Annotated in this window: 14 protein-coding genes and 4 pseudogenes; 12 read left to right on the forward strand and 6 right to left on the reverse strand. The window is 72.1% G+C overall.

Annotation, left to right across the window (positions count from 1 at the left end):
* The first annotated feature begins 48 nt into the window (after positions 1–48).
* The 4 genes from KWI83_RS12090 (at position 49) to KWI83_RS12105 (ending at position 4,032) form a co-directional block, all read left to right on the forward strand.
* The gene (locus KWI83_RS12090) at positions 49–1,134 is read left to right on the forward strand and encodes a sialidase family protein (protein ID WP_218514325.1); all 1,086 of its coding nucleotides are present in this window, start codon (positions 49–51) and stop codon (positions 1,132–1,134) included.
* Between the two features lie 103 nt (positions 1,135–1,237).
* Positions 1,238–1,915, forward strand: a complete 678-nt coding sequence (locus KWI83_RS12095) for a uracil-DNA glycosylase (RefSeq protein ID WP_218514326.1) — start codon at positions 1,238–1,240, stop codon at positions 1,913–1,915.
* A complete protein-coding gene (locus KWI83_RS12100; RefSeq protein WP_218514327.1) occupies positions 1,912–2,919 on the forward strand; it encodes a BadF/BadG/BcrA/BcrD ATPase family protein in 1,008 nt (335 codons plus the stop codon). The genes KWI83_RS12095 and KWI83_RS12100 overlap by 4 nt, the downstream gene beginning before the upstream one ends.
* Positions 2,920–3,108: 189 nt before the next feature.
* Positions 3,109–4,032 (forward strand): sirohydrochlorin chelatase, encoded by a 924-nt coding sequence (locus tag KWI83_RS12105; RefSeq protein WP_218514328.1) that lies wholly within the window; start codon positions 3,109–3,111, stop codon positions 4,030–4,032.
* 95 nt (positions 4,033–4,127) lie between these two features.
* Here KWI83_RS12105 and KWI83_RS12110 read toward each other — a convergent pair.
* Positions 4,128–4,572 (reverse strand): annotated as a pseudogene (locus KWI83_RS12110) (lactonase family protein); the annotation flags it as partial.
* A 179-nt stretch (positions 4,573–4,751) separates the two neighbouring features.
* Complete coding sequence (locus tag KWI83_RS12115; protein ID WP_218514329.1) at positions 4,752–6,248, reverse strand: FUSC family protein; 1,497 nt, start codon at positions 6,246–6,248, stop codon at positions 4,752–4,754.
* Between the two features lie 257 nt (positions 6,249–6,505).
* On the opposite strand from KWI83_RS12115, the gene KWI83_RS12120 reads away from it, so the two are divergent.
* The 3 genes from KWI83_RS12120 (at position 6,506) to KWI83_RS12130 (ending at position 10,626) form a co-directional block, all read left to right on the forward strand.
* The gene (locus KWI83_RS12120) at positions 6,506–6,997 is read left to right on the forward strand and encodes an Lrp/AsnC family transcriptional regulator (protein ID WP_218514330.1); all 492 of its coding nucleotides are present in this window, start codon (positions 6,506–6,508) and stop codon (positions 6,995–6,997) included.
* A 4-nt stretch (positions 6,998–7,001) separates the two neighbouring features.
* Entirely contained in the window at positions 7,002–7,688 is a 687-nt protein-coding gene (locus KWI83_RS12125; RefSeq protein WP_218514331.1) for an HAD family phosphatase, read from the forward strand.
* A gap of 133 nt (positions 7,689–7,821) precedes the next feature.
* Positions 7,822–10,626: a beta-L-arabinofuranosidase domain-containing protein gene (locus KWI83_RS12130; RefSeq protein WP_218514332.1), complete on the forward strand. Its 2,805-nt coding sequence runs from the start codon at positions 7,822–7,824 to the stop codon at positions 10,624–10,626.
* A 9-nt stretch (positions 10,627–10,635) separates the two neighbouring features.
* On the opposite strand, the gene KWI83_RS12135 is transcribed toward KWI83_RS12130, so the two are convergent.
* Positions 10,636–11,382: a LysR family substrate-binding domain-containing protein gene (locus KWI83_RS12135; protein WP_218514333.1), complete on the reverse strand. Its 747-nt coding sequence runs from the start codon at positions 11,380–11,382 to the stop codon at positions 10,636–10,638.
* A 73-nt stretch (positions 11,383–11,455) separates the two neighbouring features.
* On the opposite strand from KWI83_RS12135, the gene KWI83_RS12140 reads away from it, so the two are divergent.
* Positions 11,456–11,836, forward strand: a complete 381-nt coding sequence (locus KWI83_RS12140) for a DUF5997 family protein (RefSeq protein ID WP_218514334.1) — start codon at positions 11,456–11,458, stop codon at positions 11,834–11,836.
* A gap of 61 nt (positions 11,837–11,897) precedes the next feature.
* Here KWI83_RS12140 and KWI83_RS12145 read toward each other — a convergent pair.
* Together KWI83_RS12145 and KWI83_RS12150 are read right to left on the reverse strand one after the other, a co-directional pair.
* A pseudogene (locus KWI83_RS12145) lies at positions 11,898–12,447 on the reverse strand (XdhC family protein); the annotation flags it as partial.
* Positions 12,440–12,892, reverse strand: a pseudogene (locus KWI83_RS12150) (molybdopterin cofactor-binding domain-containing protein); the annotation flags it as partial. The pseudogenes KWI83_RS12145 and KWI83_RS12150, both read right to left, overlap by 8 nt.
* Between KWI83_RS12150 and KWI83_RS12155 the strand changes: the two are divergent.
* The 4 genes and pseudogenes from KWI83_RS12155 to KWI83_RS12170 all read left to right on the forward strand — a co-directional run.
* A pseudogene (locus KWI83_RS12155) lies at positions 12,891–13,211 on the forward strand (TetR/AcrR family transcriptional regulator); the annotation flags it as partial. The pseudogenes KWI83_RS12150 and KWI83_RS12155 sit on opposite strands and share 2 nt — an antisense overlap.
* A gap of 225 nt (positions 13,212–13,436) precedes the next feature.
* Entirely contained in the window at positions 13,437–14,849 is a 1,413-nt protein-coding gene (locus KWI83_RS12160; protein WP_218514335.1) for a cytochrome P450, read from the forward strand.
* A 28-nt stretch (positions 14,850–14,877) separates the two neighbouring features.
* Entirely contained in the window at positions 14,878–15,885 is a 1,008-nt protein-coding gene (locus KWI83_RS12165; protein WP_218514336.1) for a (-)-alpha-amorphene synthase, read from the forward strand.
* A gap of 188 nt (positions 15,886–16,073) precedes the next feature.
* On the forward strand, positions 16,074–18,974 hold the full coding sequence (locus tag KWI83_RS12170) for an AAA family ATPase (RefSeq protein ID WP_218514337.1): 2,901 nt from the start codon (positions 16,074–16,076) through the stop codon (positions 18,972–18,974).
* Positions 18,975–19,005: 31 nt separating this feature from the next.
* On the opposite strand, the gene KWI83_RS12175 is transcribed toward KWI83_RS12170, so the two are convergent.
* Positions 19,006–20,442, reverse strand: coding sequence for a serine/threonine-protein kinase (locus tag KWI83_RS12175; protein ID WP_308122035.1), 1,437 nt, complete (start codon positions 20,440–20,442; stop codon positions 19,006–19,008).
* Positions 20,443–21,324: the final 882 nt, after the last annotated feature.

Here is a 21,324-nt window from a genome sequence, read left to right on the forward strand (position 1 = left end):
TGCAGACTGGCCGATGTCTGAGACAAAGACGTCGCGGAGGAGATCGGCATGACCGAGGTACTGCTCGCCGTGGGCACACGCAAAGGACTGTTCATCGGCCGCCGGCGCGGGAGCGCCTGGGAGTTCGACGAAAGCCCCTACTTCAACGCACAGGCCGTGTACTCGGTCGCCATCGACACCCGCGGCGCCACCCCGCGGCTGCTGGCCGGTGGCGACAGCGCGCACTGGGGACCGTCGGTGTTCCACTCCGACGACCTGGGCCGCACATGGACCGAACCTGCTCGGCCGGCCGTGAAGTTCCCCAAGGACACGGGCGCTTCACTGGAGCGGGTGTGGCAGCTGCACCCGGCGGCCGCGGAGCCGGACGTGGTCTACGCGGGCACGGAACCGGCCGCGCTGTACCGCTCGGAGGACAGAGGGGAGACGTTCGAGCTGGTCCGCCCGCTGTGGGAGCACCCCACGCGCTCGCAGTGGCAGCCGGGCGGCGGCGGCGAGGGCCTGCACACCGTGATCACCGACGAGCGGGACCCGCAGGCGGTGACGGTCGCGGTGTCGACGGCCGGTGTGTTCCGCTCGACCGACGGCGGCGCGAGCTGGGCCCCGTCCAACTCCGGTGTCTCCGCGGTGTTCCTGCCGGACCCCAACCCGGAGTTCGGCCAGTGCGTGCACAAGATCGCGCAGGACGCGGGGACGCCGGACCGGCTGTATCTGCAGAACCACTGGGGTGTGTACCGCAGCGACGACGCGGGCGCGCACTGGACCGACATCGGCGAGGGCCTGCCCTCGACCTTCGGTTTCGCCGCCGCGACCCATCCGCGCCGCGCGGAGACGGCGTACGTCTTCCCCATCAACGCGGATTCCGACCGCGTGCCCGCCGACCGGCGCTGCCGGGTCTTCCGCACGGCGGACGCGGGCAAGTCGTGGGAGCCGCTCACGGCGGGGCTGCCCCAGGAGGACCACTACGGCACGGTGTTGCGCGACGCGATGTGCACGGACGACGCGGACCCGGCGGGCGTGTACTTCGGCAACCGCAACGGCGAGGTGTACGCGTCGGCCGACGACGGTGACAGCTGGCGGCAGTTGGCGTCGCATCTGCCGGACGTGCTGTGCGTGCGGGCCGCGGTGATCGGATGAGGCGAACGGGGGGCTTGCGGTCGGGGTTGCGGGCGGGCTTGCGGTCGGCCTGCCTTGGCCACTGGTTGATCGCCGCTGCCTGTACGGCAGTAGGGTGACGCCCGTGGCACCACGACCCTTGAATGAAATCGTCGAAGCGGGCTGGGCGCAGGCCCTGGAACCCGTGGCCGGGCGGATCGCGGAGATGGGTGACTTCCTGCGCGCGGAGATCGCCGCGGGACGCACCTATCTCCCGGCCGGGCCGAATGTCCTACGGGCCTTCCAGCAGCCCTTCGACGAGGTACGGGTCCTGATCGTCGGCCAGGACCCGTATCCGACTCCGGGGCACGCGGTGGGGTTGTCCTTCTCCGTCGCACCCGATGTGCGCCCGCTGCCCGGCAGCCTGATCAACATCTTCCGGGAGCTGAACGCCGACCTGGGGCTGCCCCAGCCGTCCAACGGCGACCTCACTCCGTGGACCCGGCAGGGCGTACTGCTCCTCAACCGGGCGCTCACCACGGCCCCGAGACGGCCGGGCGCGCACCGGGGCAAGGGCTGGGAGGAGGTCACCGAGCAGGCCATACGGGCACTGGCCGCGCGCGGCAAGCCGCTGGTGTCCATCCTCTGGGGCCGCGACGCCCGCAATCTCCGCCCCCTGCTCGGCGACCTCCCCTCGGTGGAGTCCGCCCACCCCTCCCCCATGTCGGCCGACCGCGGCTTCTTCGGCTCGCGCCCGTTCAGCCGCGCCAACGACCTGCTCATGCGCCAGGGGGGTCAGCCGGTGGACTGGCGTCTGCCGTGACGGACGCGGGACGCGGCCCCGCGCCCGCGAGTGCCGGTGGTTTCCTCGCCGTTGACTCCGGTGGTTCCGGGCTTCGGGCCGTTGCCGGGGACGTCGAGCGGGGCCCGCTGGCCGTGCGTGAATCAGGGGTGCCGGTGCGGACGGGTGCTCGGGGCATCGATGCCGGGCACCTGATGGAGCAACTGGTGCCGCTCGTGCGGGCCTTGAGCGCCGAGGCCGACGTCCCGGAACTCGGCACCGCTGCTGTCGGTGCCGCCGGTTTCAGCACGCTCGGGGATCACCTGCGGGCCGAACTTCCCGGTGCGCTGCGCCGGGAGTGCGGGATCCGGACGGTGGCCCTCGCCGCCGACGCGGTCACCGCGTATGCGGGCGCGCTGGGATCGCGGGCCGGTGCCGTCGTCGCCGCCGGTACGGGACTGATCGCCGTCGGCACCGACCTGACGCGCTGGCGGCGGGCGGACGGCTGGGGGCATCTGCTGGGCGACTGCGGCAGTGGCGCCTGGATCGGGCGGGCCGGGCTGGAGGCCGCGCTGCGCGCGCACGACGGGCGGGAGGGCGGCTCGGCCGGACTGCTGGCGCACGCCGAGGAGTTGTTCGGCCCGATCCGGGAACTGCCCGGCAAGCTGTACCCACGCCCGGACCGCCCCGCCGTCCTCGCCTCCTTCGCACCCCGGGTGGCGGCCTGCGCCGACGAAGGTGACCCGGTCGCCGTGGCCGTCCTGCGCGCGGCGGCCCGGCACATGGCCGACTCCGCGGCCGCCGTCTGCCCGACAGAGGGCGAGCCGCAAGTGGCCCTCACCGGCGGAGTGTTCCGGATGGGCGCCCCGCTCCTCTCACCCCTGGACGAGGAACTGGCCGCACTACTGCCGCACGCACAACGGGTCACCGCCGAGGGCGATCCGCTGCACGGCTCGGTGCGGATCGCGACCGAGTTGGCGACCGGGACGCTCACTCTGCCGCGTGACGAGAAGATGCTGTACGTGGTGACCGGACAGGGCGACTGATGCTCCGACTTGTCCCCGTTCGCTCCATGTTCGCCGGGTGTTCCCTCCGCAAAAGCCGCCGCTCACCGCGCAGAAAACCGCTGATCACTTCCGATCCGTACGTAACTCATCAGACAAAACCGGACGGATACCGCTCACCTGCCCCCTCCCCGAACAGGGGAACCCAGTAAGCCAGTAACATGCGGCGCCATGAGCTCCCCCACTGGGCCCGCGTCCGGCCTGCCAGTACGAATGCCGCGCCCCCGCCAGCCCGGGCGGCACCGCCGACCCGAGCCGCTGGCGGCTCCCGAGGGCGCGCCCGCGCTCGTCCTCGCGGTGCCCGGCACGCCCAGCGCCGCCACGCGCGGTCTCGCCGAGGAGGTCGTGAGCATCGCCCGCTCCGAGCTCCCCGGCCTCGACGCCCGGATCGGCTATGTCGACGGGGACGGCTCGGAGTTCCCCACCCTCCAGGCCGTGCTGGCGCGCGCCGCCGACGAGCGCACCGCCCGCTACGAGCAGGCGCTGGCCGCCGGGGTGGAAGCCAAGGAGCCGGACGGCCCCGTCGCCGTCGTGGTGCCGCTGCTGGCCGGTCCGGACAGCGCGCTGCTGCGTCAGGTCCGCCAGGCCGTCATGGACAGCCGGGTCGCCGCCGAACTGACCGACGTGCTGGGCCCGCACCCGCTGCTCGCCGAGGCCCTGCACGTGCGGCTGTCGGAGGCGGGTCTGGCCCGCGCCGACCGCGCCCGGCTGTTCACCGTGGCCACGGCCGCGGACGGCATCATCCTGGCCTCCGTGGGCGGCGAGGAGGCCGTGCAGGCAGCCGGGATCACCGGCATGCTGCTCGCCGCGCGGCTCGCTGTGCCGGTGATGGCGGCGGCCCTCGACCAGGAGGGCTCGATCGCCTCCGTCGCCGAGCAGCTGCGTTCCTCGGGCTCGCAGCAGCTGGCACTCGCCCCGTACCTGATCGGCCCGGAGATCGACCCGGGCCTGATCGAGGAGGCCGCAAAAGAGGCGGGCTGCCCCGCCGCCGAGGCGCTCGGCCCGTACCCGGCGATCGGCAAGCTCGCGCTGGCCAAGTACACGACGGCGCTGGGTATCGCCCCGCAGCAGCCGCAGGGTGCGCCGGTGCGCTGAGTTCGTCGCCCGCACAGTCGTACCGCCGAGGGCCCGCTCCGCACACCGGAGCGGGCCCTCGGCCTTGGGGCGACAGCCTGCCGTGGCGGCGCCGGTCAGCCGAACACCACGCAGGACGCCGCGGCCATCTTGACTGAGCCGCCCCGCCGCGGCGGCCCGCTGTCCCGGCCGACCGCGAACCGTCACGTCACCGGAGCGCTCGTTCGCCACGTAGCGGAACCCGCCCGATTCCGCGAGCGCCCGCGGCCAGTGACCTCCGCACGGCACCGTCCCGGTCAGCCGCAGCGGGTCCGCTCACCGGGACGCCGGTCCTGCGGAAGGCCAGGTGGCGGGGGCCGGGGTGCTGGGCGGTCTCGCGGTGCCGCACGAGGCCGCCCTCCTTCAGCGTGCACACGGCACGGAGTCCGTGCCCAGGTCGACGCTGACGACCCAGCGCCCGCTCGGGTCGGGCTGCGCCTGGAGGGCGTGCGGTCCCTGCTGGCCCGTTGCCGTCGACGAGGACGGGCCGCCGACCGGTTCGGGTACGCCGTTCAGGCTGCCCAGCACCGGCAGGTCGCCGCTCGCCGGGTCCACGGCCGCCTCACCACACCGGGGGCGCGGCCGCGGCCGCCGTGAACGACCCGAAACGCCCGCCCGCTGTCCCCCTCTCGGTTCTGTCCGGTGTCGCAGCCGACGCCAGCAGTCGATCACCTGCGGTCTGGACCAAAAGGCCGGGTGGCTCACGCCCCGACCAGCGGCGACCCGGGCGGCGTGCGCAGCGGCGTGGCGAGTTCCGCCAGGGCACGCTCCAGGCCGTGCAGGTGGGCGAGGGCCGGTTCGGTCGCGGGCGGCTCGGGTGCGAGGGTCACGGCCTGTTCCGACGTACCGTCCGTCAGCGCCTCCACCGCGGCCTGCACGCGCCAGCAGGCGGCGGTCAGGCGGACGTCGTGGGAGGCCTCCGGGTCGGCGGCGACGGCGACCAGGCCGCGGATTTCCCGGGCGCAGTCGTCGAGCAGGGCGATCACCTGCCGGGCGCGCCGCTTGCGGTCCCGCATCGGGTTCAGCGGGTGGACGAGCGGGGCCAAGGCGAGCCGGACCCGGCCGAGGAGCTGCTCCAGTTCGGCCACACGCGGGGAGGGGTCGGCGGCGGAGTCCCCGGCGAGGCGTGCCGCGGCCTCGGCGGTGCAGGCGTGGACGCAGCGCAGGGCGTGCTGGATCCAGGCGTTGTTGACGGTGTGGGTGGTGACCGGCAGCACGAGCAGCACGGCCAGCACGGCACCCAGCGCCCCGATGCCGGTCTCGGCCAGACGCAGGGCGAGCAGGGCGGGCTGGAGCAGGTCCAGCAGGCCGTAGAGCAGCTCGGCGAGCAGGGTGACGCACAGCATCATCCAGGTGTACGACACGGCGGCCGTGTAGAAGATGCCGAACACGCAGGCGGCGACGAGCACGGCCGACGGCACGGCTGCGCCGTCCAGCGGGACGGCGACCAGCAGGCCGAGGCCGATGCCGAGCACCGTGCCGAGGAGGCGGCGGAAGCCGCGGACCAGGGTCTCGCCGCGCGAGGTGGTGTTGACGAAGATCCACCAGGTGGCGCCGACGGCCCAGTACCAGCGTTCCGCCGACACCAGCTGGCCCACGACGAGCGCGAAGCCCGCGCCGGCGGTGGCCTGGATGGCCTGCCGGGTGGTGGTCCGGGCGAGACCGATGCCGTCCGGCGGGGCGACCGCCGGAGCCGGGGGCGTACGGCGCTCGTAGCACCACAGCCCGAAGCGCACCGCGGCAGCGCAGAGCACGGACAGCAGGACGGCGGCCGACAGCTCGGGCAGCTGCCCGGGCGTGGCCTGCAGGAACTGCGCGATGAAGAAGGTCATGAACGCGAACACGCCGAGGCTGTGCCCGCGCGGTCCCCAGCGGCGGACGTAGACACCCACGCCGACCACGGTGAGGAAGGTGAGGTCGCGGGCGACGGGGTGGTCGTGCAGCTCGGCCGCGGCGGCCAGCACCGGCAGCCCGGCGACGGGCAGCAGCGCGGTCGTGACCGCCTGACCCCGCACGGTGGCGTCCGTGACCGTGAACAGGGCGAGCAGCGCGGCCAGTCCCCCGGTGACGACGCCGACGAGGGAGTGGCCCGCGAGCCCGCAGACGACGACCGCGAGACCGATGCCGAGCACGGCCCGCGCGGCGAAGCGCAGCCGCGCCCGCCCCGGGTCCGGCGCCACGAACACCCTCTTCAGCACTGCTTCCCGCCCCCCTGCTGAGACCGGCATGAGAAAGGCGCCGCGGGATCCGCAGCGCCATCGACGCCTCCATGACAGCATCAGTTCCGCCACTGGCTCAAGTGGGCCTTGATTCACTGGGCCATTGGCACAGCACCGACCGCCACCGCCGAGCCGCCACCGGGCCAACGGACCACGTCAGACGGCCCACGCACGGAGAGCTTGGTTGAGCCATTGGTACAGTCGACGGCGATCACCGACGGAGGAGGCCGGGCACCATGGCCGTGGACGAGCTGGACACCCGCATCCTGCGCCTGCTGCTGGAGCAGCCGCGGACGAGCGTGCGTGAGTACGCCCGCATCCTCGGCATCGCCCGCGGCACCCTCCAGGCCCGTCTGGACCGGCTGGAGCGGGACGGTGTGATCACCGGCACGGGTCCGGCACTCTCCGCCGCCGCCCTCGGCCACCCGGTGCTGGCGTTCGTGCACATCGAGGTCACCCAGGGCCACCTGGACGAGGTGGGCGACGCCCTGGCCGCCGTACCCGAGATCGTCGAGGCGTTCTCGATCACGGGCGGCGGCGATCTGCTCACCCGGGTCGTGGCGCGCGACAACGAGCACCTGGAGGACGTGATCCAGAAGCTGATCAGCCTGCCGGGAGTGGTCCGCACCCGCACCGAGGTGGCGCTGCGCGAACGTGTCCCGCACCGGCTGCTGCCGCTGGTGGAGTCGATCGGGCGGACGGCGCGGAAGCAGTCCTTGACATCATGACGCCATGAGCAGTCTCGCCGGTCTCTCGGTCATCTTCGATCTCGACGGAACGCTCGTGGACAGCGAGCCGAACTACTACGAGGCGGGTCGGCTGACCCTCGCCGAGCACGGCGTGCCGGACTACACCTGGGCCGAGCACGAGCGGTACGTCGGCATCAGCACGCTGGACACGATCGTCGACTGGCGGCAGCGCTACGACCTGCGCACCCCGGTGGCCGAGCTCCTCGCCGCCAAGAACCGCCGCTATCTGGAACTGGCCCGCGCCTCCACGCGCGCGTACCCGGAGATGTGGAAGTTCGTGGAGCTGCTGGCCACCGAGGGCGTACCGATGGCCGTGGCGTCGGGTTCGTCGCCGGAGGCCATCGCGGCCGTCCTGGCCGGTACGGGCCTGGACGGCCACCTGCGCACCCAGGTCTCGGCCGACGAGGTCGCGCACGGCAAGCCCGCCCCCGACGTCTTCCTGGAGGCCGCCCGCCGGCTCGGCGCGCAGCCCGCGGACTGCGTGGTCGTCGAGGACGCGGCTCCGGGCGCGGCCGCCGCCCACGCGGCCGGCATGCGCTGCATCGCCCTCCCTTACGTCCCCGAGCAGGCGGACGGCCCCGAGTTCGCGAGCGCGGACCTGCTGGTGCGGGGCGGCCAGGCGGAGTTCACGGCACGGGGGGCGTACGACTGGCTCACGCGCACGGCCTGACCCCAACAGCACACAGCCCAACGGGAAAGCACGGTCGCACGCACCGGAACCATTGACGCCCACCTGCCGCACCTCTACGGTCTGGCCGACTGCCCGTACATTGTTCGTTATATCGAACACCGTGGAGGAGCACATGGCACCGCCCCTCTCCCGAAGGACCCTCCTGCAGACGGCGATCGCCGCCGCGGCCGTACCCGGACTCGCCATGACGGCGTCCGGGCGGGCCTCGGCGGCGACGCTGCCGCCGCCCGCGTCCTGGACCCTGCGCCCCTTCCACCTCAAGGACGTGACACTCGGGAACGGAATCTTCGCGGCCAAACGGCAGTTGATGCTCGATCACGCCCGGGGCTACGACGTGAACCGCCTGTTGCAGGTGTTCCGCGCCAACGCGGGCCTCTCCACCGGCGGCGCGGTCGCCCCCGGCGGCTGGGAGGGGCTGGACGGCGAGGCCAACGGCAATCTGCGCGGCCACTACACCGGTCACTTCCTCACCCTGCTCTCCCAGGCCTACGCGGGCACCGGCGAGCAGGTCTACGCGGACCGCATCCGCACCATGGTGGGCGCCCTCGCCGAGGTGCGCGAGGCGCTGCGCCGCGACCCGGCCGTGCTCAGCGTGGCCGGGAGATTTAGCTCGGCCGCGGAGAACGTCCGTGGTTCCCATCAGTACGTCGATCTGCCCGCCGGAGTCCTCGGCGGCGCCCCCGCGATCACCCTCTCGGCTTGGGTCAAACCCACCCACGAGAGCAACTGGGCCCGCGTCTTCGACTTCGGCGACAACACGACCCGCTACCTGTACCTCGCGGCACGCAACGCCTCCGGTGTGCCCCGCTTCGCCATCACCACCAACGGGCCCGGCGGCGAACAGGGCCTCAACGGCACCGCCGCGCTGCCGCTGAACCAGTGGAGCCACCTCGCGGTCACCATCGCGGAGGGCACGGGCACGCTGTACGTCAACGGCACGGCGGTGGCCCGCAATGCGGGCATGACCCTGACGCCGGCCGCCCTCGGCACCCTGGCGAACTTCTGGCTCGGCCGCTCCCACTTCGCCGCCGACCCGGCCTTCGCGGGCGCCTTCGAGGAGTTCAACGTCTGGTCGCGCGCCCTGACCGCCGACGAGATCGGCGCCCTGCAGAGCAGCCGCGCCGCCGACTCCCCGGCCGGGCGGGGCGATCTGGCGTCGTACGCCTTCGACGAGACGGCGGGCTCCACCTTCGCGGACGCCTCCGGCCGCGACCTCACCGCCACCCTGCGCCGCACCTGGGGCGGGCCCAGCCACCCCGGGTTCCTCGCGGCGTACCCGGAGACGCAGTTCATCCAGTTGGAGTCGATGACCAGCGGCGACTACACGCGCGTCTGGGCGCCGTACTACACCGCACACAAGATTCTGCGCGGCCTGCTGGACGCGTACCTCGCCACCGACGACGAGCAGGCGCTCGACCTCGCGTCCGGGATGTGCGACTGGATGTACTCGCGGCTGTCGAAGCTGCCCGACGCCACCCTGCAGCGCATGTGGGGAATCTTCTCCAGCGGCGAGTTCGGCGGCATCGTCGAGGCCATCGTCGACCTGCACGCGCTCACCGGGAAGGCCGAACACCTCGCGCTGGCCCGCCTGTTCGACCTGGACCGGCTCATCGACGCCTGCGCCGCCGACACCGACATCCTCGACGGACTGCACGCCAACCAGCACATCCCGATCTTCACCGGATACGTCCGGCTGTACGACGCGACGGGCGAGCAGCGCTACCTCACCGCCGCGAAGAACTTCTGGAACATGGTCGTACCGCACCGCATGTACGGCATCGGCGGCACCAGCACGAGTGAGTTCTGGCGGGCGCGGGACATCATCGCGGGGACGATCAGCGCCACCACCGCCGAGACGTGCTGCGCGTACAACATGCTCAAGCTCAGCCGCACGCTGTTCTTCCACGAGCAGCGCCCGGCGTACATGGACTACTACGAGCGGGCCCTCTACAACCAGGTCCTCGGCTCCAAGCAGGACAAACCCGACGCCGAGAAGCCGCTCGTCACGTACTTCATCGGGCTGGCGCCCGGCCATGTCCGCGACTACACGCCCAAGCAGGGCACCACCTGCTGCGAGGGCACGGGCCTGGAGAGCGCCACCAAGTACCAGGACTCGGTGTACTTCCAGCAGGCCGACGGCAGCGCCCTGTACGTCAATCTCTACAGCCCGTCGACCCTGGACTGGGCGGAGAAGGGCGTCACCGTCACCCAGACCACCGACTATCCGCGCGAGCAGGGCAGCACGCTCACCATCCGGGGCCGCCGCACCCGCTTCGACCTGCGGCTTCGGGTGCCGTCGTGGGCGACGGCCGGTTTCCGGGTGACCGTCAACGGCCGTACGGTCGGCGGGACTCCGCGGCCCGGCAGCTACGTCACCGTGTCCCGGACCTGGCGGGACGGCGATGTGGTGCGGATCGCGATGCCCTTCCGGCTCCGGGTCGAGAAGGCGCTCGACGACCCGTCCCTGCAGACCCTCTTCTACGGCCCGGTCAACCTGGTCGGCCGCAACTCGGCGACCAGCTACCTGGAGTTCGGGCTGTACCGCAACGCCGCCCTCTCCGGCGACCTGCTGCCCACCCTCACGCCGGTGACGGGCAAACCCCTCCACTACACCCTCGACGGCACGGAGTTCGCCCCGTTCTTCGAGGGCACGGAGGACCCCACGCACGCCTACTTCCGGCGCGTGGAACCCCGCGTCGTCTTCGGCAACCGGGACTCCGGTGTCGCCAACCCCGCCAAGGCCGACGGCACCACACTGCTCGACGAGGTGTGGGCGGGGGCGCCGTTCGGCGGCAAGGGCGCGCTGGTCGCGCGGGTGCGGTCGGCGGTGAACGCCTGGGTGGCGGCGGGGCTGTTCGCGCGGGCCGACGGTGACAGGGTGGTGCGCACGGCGGAACAGGCGTCGTACGTCCGCTGACTCGCGCGACTAGGAACGGCGGCGGGGCTTGCCGCGGCGGCCGCCCTTGGCGGTGCCCGACCGTGGGTTCTGCCTCGCCGTCGGCTTCCGGCGGGCGGCGGGCTCGGCTCGGCGGCGCTCCTTCGGCTGGGCGGCCTGCGCCGGGGTGCGGCCGCGGGTGCTGTTGGCCGTCCGGCCGCGCACGATGCCGATGAAGTCCTCCACCAGGTCGGTGTGCGCGTCCTCGGGCCAGGCCAGGGCCACGCTGGACTGGGGCGCGTTCACCAGCGGCCGGTAGGTGAGGTCCCTGCGGTGGTGAAGCCGGGCGAGCGACTGGGGGACGGCCAGGACGCCGATGCCCGCGGCGACGAGTTCGACGGCGGCGGCGGTGGTGGCGGGGCGCTCGAAGGCGGGCTCGCCGGGCGGCTGCTCCCAGCCGAGGACGTCGTCGAGGGGGTGGAGGACGACCTCGTCGGCCAGGTCCTCGACCGTCACCTCGTCGGCCGCCGTGATCAGGTGGTCCTTGGGGACCACGACGACCGTCGTCTCGGTGTAGAGGGGGATGGCGCTGAAGACCGTACGGTCCACGGGCAGCCGTACGATCCCCGCGTCCGCGCCGCCGTCGCGCAACACATCGGATGCCTCGGGGGCCGTCACGGAGACGAGGGTGAGGGGGACGTCGGGCAGGCGCTCGTTCCAGATCCGCACCCACTTGCCGGGTGTCGCCCCAGGGACGTACGCGAGCCGGAACGTGGGGGGTGCTTCCGAGCCTGTCACCCCGCCAGGCTACCGGCTGTGGTCCGATGTCTCGCATTCGGACGTCTCCCGTCCGGCGGATAGTCTGGACGGCATGAAGTCGCACCAGACCGCCCAGACGATGAAGCCCGCCACCGCGGCGAAGAAGCTGGGTGTGTACCTCCCCGCCACCCCCGCCGAGTTCCAGGAGGGCGTCGTCTCGCGCGCCGAGCTGAACGAGCTCCAGGCCGACCCGCCCGAGTGGCTGCGGGAACTGCGACGCAACGGTCCGCACCCGCGCCCGGTGGTCGCGGCGAAGCTGGGCGTCTCCATCGCGGGCCTCGCACGCGGCGGGGTGACCGAGCCGCTCACCACCGAGCAGATCGAGACGCTGAAGCAGGAGCGTCCCGACTGGCTGGAGAGGGAGCAGGCCACACAGGCCGAGGTGCGCAGGGAAGCTGCCCGGCTGAAGCAGAAGAAGGCCGAGCGTTCCTAGGCGCCCTAAGGGAACAGGCCTGCTCAGGGCACGGCGAACGCCCGGTGGATCGGCGTCCCCGCGGCAGCCGCAGGGTTTCGGTCAGGAGGGGTACGTCGAACTTGGCGTCGTGCGTGAGGACGCACGGAACCGTGCGCGCGTCGGTCCGGGTGCGGCGCAGCTCACGGTACGGCCAGTCGACGACGATCTCGTCGGCCTCGGGGAAGCGGGCGCAGGTCGCACAGTTCGATGGTGCCGGTGCGGCCTGCTTCCAGCAGGGCGTGGGGCTCGGCCGCGATGCGTTCCATCGGTGACGCCAGGCCGGCGTCTCCCCCTGCGAAGCCGCCCTCAGCGCGCTTGCCACGACCTCTCTGTCCTGTGTGGGCGGTGTGATCAGGACCTCGATCTCGCCGCCGCATGTCAGGCCCACCGCGAAGGCGTCCTCGTCCCTGGAGCCGAAGCGTTGGAGGATGGGTTCGCCGCACCGAGCCGACGGCCTCGCCGTCCGTGTCGACGGCGAGGGCGGCGCCGGGGGCGCGTGGTGCGCTGCCGGAGACGGCGATGACCGTGGCCACGGCCGAGTCGCGGCGCTCCTCGGCCCAGCGGTGCAGTTCCTCGGCGATGTCAAGCATCGGTGGCCGCGAGCAGGACCCGGTCGGGCCGGATGGGCAGGGTGCGGTGGCGTAGGCCGGTCGCGTGCCAGACGGCGTTGGCGATGGCCGCCGCGGCGCCGACGATGCCGATCTCGCCGATGCCCTTGATGCCGACGGGGTCGTCGGGGTCGGGGTCGTCCACCCAGTCCGCCTCGACAGGGGGTACGTCGGCGTGCGCGGCGACGTGGTAGCCGGTGAGGGCGGCGCCGATGGTGCCGCCGGAGGCGCGGTCACGGAGGGCTTCCTCGTGCAGGGCCATGGAGATGCCCCAGATCATGCCGCCGACGAGCTGGTTGCGCGCGGTCAACGGGTTGACGGTCCGGCCCGCGGCGAAGACGCCGAGCATGCGCCGGACGCATACCTCGCCGGTGGTGACGTCCACGGCGACCTCGGCGAACTGCGCCCCGTAGGAGTGCCGTTCGGACACGGCGCCGCGGGAGTGGATGGACCGCCTCGCCCGGTTCGCCATGACCAAGGCGGGGCTCGCCGAGGCGATCCGGCAGGCCACCGGCGGGCCGGGGGCGCAGAAGCCCGGACACACCCCGCTGATCTCCGCCGCCGAACTCCTGCTGCGCGCGAACGAGGAGGCCGGCACCATCCGTCCCGGCGTGACCGCGGAGGACTTCGTCCTCGCCATCTCCGGCCTCTGCCAGATCAATCCAGACAGCGACTGGCAACCGCGGGCGGCCCGGTTGCTGGATCTTGTGATGGACGGACTGCGGGTGGGCGCTCCGGGCCGGTGAGGCACGCCTTCGCACGGGGCACCGCGTTCCACGGAAGTCAATAGTCGTTCTGTGCAGGCCCCATCAACTGCCGTTCAGCGATGCTTCTTTGTGCTCCCGTGCGCCCCCGGGGAGAGAGGATGCGAGGGGCCGACCACAGGTTGAACTGGGCAGAACAATGACTCAAGCGCACGGCCCGTGAGCAGTCACCGAGTTTCCATGTTCCGCTGAGGCAAGGGGTATTCGATGAATGGTGCTGTGACCGAACCGACGCGAGTATCGACTGTGGGTACTGCGCCGGGCATATTCCCGCCCATCAGCCATGCTATCGCCTTGTTCCGGCGCCCGCTGGACTTTCTGAATTCCCTCCCCGCAGAAGGAGACCTGGTCGAGTTACGCCTGGGCCCGCGGCGTGCCTGGATGATCTGCGATCCGCGGCTGGTCCATCAGATGCTCAGGGACCCGCACACCTTCGACAAGGGCGGCACGCAGTACGACCGGCTCGGCGCGCTGATGGGCAACGGCATCGTCACCTGCCCGCAGTCCGAGCACCGCCGCCAACGCGTGCTCCTGCAACCCGGCTTCCACCCGTCCCGCCTCGCCGCGTACACCGAGCTGATGGCCGCGGAGGCCGAGGCGCTGTGCCGTGGGTGGCGGGCGGGCGAGAAGGTCGACGTCACCGGGGCGATGATGGCGCTGACGACGCGGGTGACCAGCCGGGTGCTGTTCTCCGGCTCGCTGGACGCCGAGCGGGCGGCCCTCGTGCGGGAGAGCCTCGCCGCGGTCGTGCGGGGCCTGTTCGTCCGTACGGTCGTGCCGGTCGACGCCGTCTTCCGCATACCCACGCCCGCGAACCGGCGGTATCAGGGGGCGCTTCGCCGTCTGCACGCGCTGATCGACGCGATCATCGCGGAGCGCCGGGAAGCTCCTGCGCGCGAGGATCTCCTGGGCACCCTGCTCGCGGCGCGCGACGGAGAGGGCGCCGGGGGCGGTGCGGCGGAGGGCGACGCGGACGGCGGCGCCGGGAAACCGCGAGGGATCACCGACCGGGAGATCCACGACCAGCTCATCACGCTCCTGCTCACCGGCGTGGAGACCACGGCGATGTGCCTTGCCTCGGCGTTCAGCCTGCTGGCGGTGCACCCGGAGGCGGAGCGGGCACTGCACCGTGAGGTCGATGCGGTACTCCCCGACGGCCGCGCGCCGGGCCAGGAGGAGCTGGAGCGTCTGGAGTACACCCGGTGCGTGGTCACCGAGACGCTGCGCGTGCGTCCGCCCGGCTGGCTGTTCACCCGGGTCACCACCCGGGAGACGGAGCTCGGCGGGCATCGGCTGCCGCAGGGGGCGATGATCCTGTACAGCCCCTATCTCCTGCACCACGACCCCGCGTCTTTCCCCGAGCCCGAGCGTTTTCTTCCGGAACGCTGGCTTCCGGAAGGGGAGACGGCCGTACGGAAGGGCGCGATGCTGCCTTTCGCCGCGGGGAACCGCAAATGCATCGGCGACAGGTTCGCCATGGCGGAGGCGATGGTGGGGGTCGCGACGGTTGCCGCTCACTGGCGTCTGCGGCCGGTGTCGGGGCATGACGGAAAGCTGCGTCCGGCGGCGACCTTGGGGCCGAGGGCGCTGGTGATGATCTGCGAGCCGCGTCAGCCATGACAGCTTCTCCGAACGGCAGGTGACAACGATGCCCACGGTGCATCAGGACATCCCGATCGCATCGCACAGCAGACTGCCCGGAGGCACTCTCAAGGAACTCATAGACGCCTCCCTCTACATGCCCTTCCCGTTTCTGAGCAATCCGCATGAGTCCGAGGTGGCGGCAGGAGTCGACGCGTGGTTGCGCACATGGGGACTGACCGACGACCCGGCCGTGGCGGACATGATTGTCCGCACTCGGCCCGCGCAGCTCGCGTCCTACAACAGCCCGGCGGTGGACCGGGACATTCTCCAGATCGTGGCGAACCAGATCGCCTATCAATTCATTTTCGACGACCGCGCCGAAGACGTCGGTCGCCGGTGGCCGGGCCGGCTGCTGCCCATGGTGTGCGAGAGCATCGGAATTCTGCGCGACGGCCGACCGCCCAGCACTCCCCTCGGCTCCGCGCTGACCGACCTCCGCCATCAGGTCCAGGAGCGGTGCACGCCCGCGCAGGCTGCGCGATGGAGCTGGCTGAGCCGCGAGTACGTACACGGTCTGCTGTACGAATCGGTGGCCCAGACGGACTCAGTCCCCATATCGACCGGAGTATGCACGACCATACGTTCGCTCACCGCGGGCGTCGAACCCTTCTACCCGCTCTACGAGGCCGCGCAGGCCCACGAGCTGACGACGGAGGAGTTCCACCACCCCGTCATGGAGCGTCTGAGGCGGCTGTCGGTCGACGCGGCCGTGTGGACGGCCGACCTCTTCTCCGCGGTGAAGGAACAACGGGCGGGCGGAGTGATCAATCTGGCCCTGGCCCACCAGCGCGCGCAGCAGTGCTCCCTGCCGGTGGCGGTGAGGCTGGCCATCCGGCAGATCAACGACACGATCCGCGAGTTCGAGAAGCTCTACGAGGAGATCGAACCGGAGTTGAGCCCCGCCGGCGTCGGCTATGTGGAGGGCATGGTCGGCTGGATCCGCGGCTGCTACTACTGGTCCCGCATCGTCCCGCGCTACGCGGACGCAACCGTGGCGCCCGTCCGTCCGTGACCCGAGCGCATGACGCGGCGACCGAAGAGCCGTACCCGAAGAACAGACAATCAAACCACGCCGTCGGATGATTCATCCTTCCCTGTCATCCTCATTCCTCAATTCGGCCACGGAGCGTCCACCGGGGCGTACTCTCGGCGCTGTCCTCCGAGGATCAATGACAGGAAGCGGTAGCGCACATGGCGCAAATGTCGCGACAACCGATCACGGAGCCCCGGTCGTTGTTCGAACGCGACCGGGAACTTCAGGGGCTTGAGGCCGCGTTGTCGGACCTCCGTGGCGCCGCCGACGGTACGCCACGCGCCGGGCAGGGCCGGCTGCTCGCCTTCACCGGCTCGGCGGGCATGGGCAAGACGAGGCTCCTCGCGGAGGCACGCGCCCGGGCCGTCGCACAAGGGTTCACCGTTCTCTCGGGCCGAGGCGGCGAGAACGAACAGGAGCTGGCGTTCCACGTGGTGCGCCAGCTCGTTCAACCAGCCCTGGCTGCCATGGAACAGCAGCAACTGCGTACGTTTCTCGGAAGCTGGTACGACATCGTCGCCGTGGCGCTGGGGCTGGAGGCGACGGACACCGGCCAGATGCCGGACCCGACCGGAGTGCGTGACGGGCTCGACTGGGTCATGACGCGCCTGACGGTGATGAAGGCGCCCGTGGTTCTGCTCCTGGACGACCTGCACTGGGCCGACGTCGAGTCCCTCGGCTGGCTCACCTCCTTCGCGGCGCGGGCCGAAGGCCTTCCCCTGCTCATCGTCGTCGCCTACCGGCCGAACGAACTGCCGCCCGAAGCCGCCTCCTTCCGTGCGCTCGTGACCGGTCAGGGGACTCGCCCCTATTCCCTGGCACCGCTCACCTGCGACGCCGTGGCGCGGATCGTCCGCAAGGAAGTGGGAGAGGCGGCCGACGACGAGTTCTGCAAGGAATGCTGGGAAGTCACCGGCGGAAGTCCGTTCGAGGCCGTCGAACTCGCCATCAGGCTCGGCGAACGCAAGGTCAAGGGCGCACCGGACGAGCTGGCGGCCATGCGAGACCTCGCGGCGGCGGTCAAGGGGCCGGGCCTCATCGAGTGCCTCGGACGGCTCAGCACCGGCACCATCCACTTCGCCGAGGCCGGAGCCGTGCTGGGTGCCCCGTTCCGACCCGACATCGCCGCCACCATCGCGTGCATCGGCAGTGAGCAGGCCGCCGAGGCGACCGAGCAGTTGCGCGCGGCCCGCATCCTGGCCGAGGGCCACGGGCCGGGGGGCGGTCTGGAATTCGTACACCCGCTGATCGCCACCACGATCTACCGCTCGATCCGCACGCCCTTCCGGGTCGGCATGCACAACGCGGCCGCCGTGGCCGTCCGTGCGGCGGGACTCGGCCCGACCGCCGCAGCACGGCACCTGCTGGAGGTGCCCTGCGACGGCAACGCCGAGGCGGTTGCCTGCCTCTGGGACGCCGCCCGCGAATACCTTCGCGCCGGTGCCCCGGAAGCCGCCCGCCGACTGCTCACCCGAGCCCTGCAGGAGCCGCCGCTTCCGGAAGATCGCGCCGCGCTCCTCCATGATCTCGCCTGCTCCACCTTCCTGATCGAGCCCACGGCCACGGTCAGGCATCTTCGGGAGGCGCTCACCGAGCCGGACATCGACCCCGACCTGCGTGCCTCCATCGTCTACCGGCTGACCCAGGCGCTGGCCCACACGGACCAGATGGCGGAGGCCGCGGCCGTGGCCGAACTGGAAGCGCGCCAGGCCACCAACGCGCGGGTCAAGCTGCGCATGCAGGCCGATCACTTCGTCTGGAGCATGTTCCGTGCCGACGAGCCCGACTCACCCGCCCGTTCCCGCAAGCTGACCCGGCTCGCCGAGCGACTGACCGGCCGGGGCCTGGAGGAGCGTTACATCCTGGGTCTTCGGGGCTGGGACGCCCTGGTCCGCGGGGAGCCACGGCACACCGCCCTCACCTGCGCCGAGGTGGCCCTGCGCGACGGCATGAGCTGGACCGAGGAGAACCGGGGCTTCGAGGTTCCCGTCTCCGTCGCCCTGGTCTTCATGTACGGCGACCAGCCGGGCCGCGCCGAAGAGCTGTTCACCAAGGGCATGGCCGAGTGCGAGCGCAAGGGCTGGCGCGGCTCGCACCTGGCCGTCGGCCAGACCCTCTTCGGCTACATCCGCTACCGCCGGGGACTGCTGACCGAGGCGGAGCACTGGGCATGGGAGGGTCTGCGCACCGCCGAGCGGGTGGAGGGCGCCGTACCCGCCCAGTGGTTCGCCATCGGCATCCTCATCCAGACCCTCCTCGCCCGCGGCCGCACCGCCGACGCCCGCAAGCTCGCCGACTCGTACCACTACGGCGACGTCGTCCCGAACGCCGTCATCTACCCGGACCCTCGCACGGTCTACTCCGAACTGCTCCTCGCCGAGGGCCGGCACGCCGAGGCGCGGCGTCTGCTGACCGCCGTGGGGGACCGGCTGGAGGCGCGGGCCTGGCGCAACCCCGCCTGGTGCCCGTGGCAGCTGAACCTGGCGTACGCCCTCGCGCCGACCGCGCCCGACCGTGCGGTCCGGCTCGCGCGGGACGCCGTCAAGCGGGCCCGCGACTTCGGCGCGGCCTCCGCGATCGGCCAGGCGCTGCACACCGAGGCCGAGGTGACCGGCGGGACGGCCGCACTGGACCTGTACGACGAGGCCGTGACCGAACTGCAGCGGTCGCCCGCGGCCTACGAACTGGCCCGTGCGCTCGTCGGTCACGGCGCCGCGCTGTCCCGCAACGGCCGGGTCCCGGAGGCCGCGGACCGGCTCTACCAGGGCCTGGAAGGCGCCGTGCACTGCGGTGCGGAGGCCCTGGCGGCGCGGGCCCGGGACGAGCTCTCAGCCGCCGGCCTCCGCCCCCTGCCCCTGCGCTACGCCCAGACGGACACCCTCACGGCCCAGGAACGCCGAGCCGCCGAGCTGACCGCGCTGGGCAAGCCGGTGGCGGTCGTGGCGAAGGAACTGCGGCTCACCGAGCAGGGGGTGCGGCGGTTGCTGTCCCTGGTGTATCGCAAGGTGGGTACGGATGCGGCAGGGCTGGCGCGGGCGTTGGAGACGTTTCCGCGGCCTCGGCCGTGACCTCGGGGCCGCCGCCGATGGCCCGCGGCCCCTACGTACCGCGCGTACAGCGGCCCGTCGGGGCCGTCGCCGGTGGGCGGCACTGGAGGGCGAAGTCGGCCGGGCTGGTGCTCAGGTAGCGGCCCATGCAGGCGTTCGCCGTCGTATGCCCGCGCTCGGCGCAGAAGGCCAGTGCCGCGCGGCCGTCGGCGAACGGGCCCGGGGCGTAGATCACCCAGTAGCCCGGACGGAGCGAGGCGTAGTCGTCGCTGCGGACGAAGACGGCCTCGGGGACGGACTGGCGGATCCGGGCGAGGCGCCGGTCGCGGGCCGTGGTACCCGCGGAGAGTGGTTCGGAGTACAGCTGGGCGATCCATCGGCCGGCCCCGGGCGGGGCGGAGGGCGACTCGGACCCGCCCGGGGTGGGCGTCGCGCTGGGCGTGGGCGCCGAGGACGTGCTCGGCGCTGAGCTGCCCTCCGCTCCCACGGTCTGCTTGTCGTCGTTCTGCCCGTCGTCGGGGGTGAACAGGGTGAGGGCGACTGCGGTGATCGCGCCGGCGGCCAGCAGGGCGGTGACGGCGACGAGGAGCGGTCTACGGCCACGGGGTCGGCGCCCCGGACGCGGCGTGTCCACCTGCGTCGGTGTCGGCGTCACCGTCTGCGTCGGCCGGGCCCAGTGCGGTGTGGTGCCGGACGCGGCCTGCGCCAGCAGCGCGTCCAGTTGCTCGGCATCGGGGCGCGCCGCCGGGTCGCGTACGAGGAGAGACTGAAGGACGGAGGCGAGTGGGCCCGATCGGGCGGGCGGGGGCACCGGGTCGTCGAGGACCGCGGCCAGCGTGGCGAGAGTCGTCTCGCGGCGCAGGGGGCTGACGCCTTCCACGCAGACGTACAGCACGACCCCGAGGGACCACAGGTCGGCGGCCGGGTCGTCGCCGTGGCCGCGCACGCGTTCGGGCGCCATGTACTCGGGCGAGCCGACGAGTTCACCGGTGACCGTCAGCGCGGTGGTGCCCTGGAGGGCGGCGATGCCGAAGTCGGTGAGGACGGCGGTGCCGTCGGGCCGGAGCAGCACGTTGGCGGGCTTGACGTCCCGGTGCTGGATACCGGCCGCGTGCGCGGCGCGCAGCCCGGAGAGCACCTGGCGACCGATGCGCGCCGCCTCCACAGGGGTCAACGGGCCGTCGGCCAGGCGCTGTTGGAGCGAGACGCCCGGCACCAGCTCCATCACGATCCACGGATGGGGATCCGCCTCGATGAGCTGGTGGACCGTCACCACATACGGGTTGCTGAGCCGGGCCAGCGCCCTCGCCTCACGCATGACCCGTTCTCGTACGGCCTCGGAGGCCTCGGCATCCGGACGTACCGCCTTGAGGGCGACCTCACGGTGCAGAACCGTGTCCCGGGCCCGCCAGACCGTGCCCATTCCGCCGCTGCCCAGCCGCTCCAGCAACTCGAAGCGTCCGTCGACCATGTCCCCCGGTGCGTTCACGTGCCCCAGGTTAAGGGGTCCTTGCACTACGAGCGTCCGATCAGGTCGCGTGGTCTGGTGCCGTGCATCGCAAGGCGCCGGAGCGCCCTGGTAGCGGAGCTACCTGGGCGGTTCGGCAACGCGGCGAGGTGCGGTGCCAGACCACGCGACCCGGGCGGGCATAGTGCAAGGACCCCTAAGGCAGGGGGCCACGGCTCGGCGGGCGTGGGTGCGGCTCGCACGGATGCGTGAGGCGGAGTGAGTGGCTACGGAGAGATCCACGGGATCCCGGCGTGACTTCCTGCGTCCGTCGGGATCGCGGGCGGCGCGGGGGTGCTCTACTCGGCGATGGGCGCACTGAACCTCGCGCCGGTGCCGGAACGTGCGGGCCGACGAGTACCGGGCCCGGGGCACGAGCGTTCACACTCAGCGGGGGCAGCGCCAGGAAGATCCTGGCGCCCGGTGGCGGCATCGCTGGCCTGGCCACCGTTGTACGAACGCGACAAGTACACGTACGGGGGCCCGCCCGGCTGCCCCAGTCGCACGTCACGCTCGTACTTCAGGCTGACCTCGCCGACCTGGCCATGATGGAAGGTCGGTGCCATGGCCGATGATCAGCGCCGGGGCGTCGGTCAGTGCGTTCAGCAGCTGTCGAAGAGCGGGCCTTATCCGCTGACGCGGATCGGATCTCCAGGCGCCCGTAGTAGTCCGCGCTGATCCCCCCAGCCCAGCCTGGTCGTCGGCGTAGGCTCGGTCGCCTTGCGTGTGCGTCATGGACAGCACTCCAGGACCTCGAAGACAGGCACAGAGCAAGTGCTTATACAGCCAGTCGTCTTGAACGCCAACCATGAGTGCCTCCGAGTGCGTGAGGTCTCGGTGCATGGGGGTGCCCGTGAGGAGCGG

Source organism: Streptomyces sp. TRM70350 (assembly GCF_019219825.1).
Taxonomy (GTDB): domain Bacteria; phylum Actinomycetota; class Actinomycetes; order Streptomycetales; family Streptomycetaceae; genus Streptomyces.